Origin of the sequence: Photorhabdus sp. RM71S, assembly GCF_042879355.1 — a bacterium.
GTDB lineage: Bacteria > Pseudomonadota > Gammaproteobacteria > Enterobacterales > Enterobacteriaceae > Photorhabdus > Photorhabdus kayaii.
Genome location: NZ_JBHFKV010000295.1, coordinates 1 through 232 on the forward strand (window position 1 = coordinate 1; position 232 = coordinate 232).

At 48.3% G+C, this 232-nt stretch carries 1 pseudogene; it reads right to left on the reverse strand.

Annotation, left to right across the window (positions count from 1 at the left end):
• Positions 1-12: 12 nt before the first annotated feature.
• A pseudogene (locus ACGF5R_RS24960) lies at positions 13-232 on the reverse strand (ATP-binding protein); the annotation flags it as partial.

Here is a 232-nt window from a genome sequence, read left to right on the forward strand (position 1 = left end):
TACAAACATGGATTACTCCTGAATTCTGAAATGAGGTTCTGGCGTGCCGTCAGGCATAGCGATTGTGACGTCGATTTCGTCCAGTTCGGCCGCTTCGATTTCATAGAAATCCTCCGGGCCCTGGTAATATTCAATATCCAGCTCCATCAATAATTGCGCTGTATGTCCTTCCCCGCTGGCATCAATATCGATTGTTGAGCGAACCTGGGAAAACTGCTGAGTCTGACGAGTG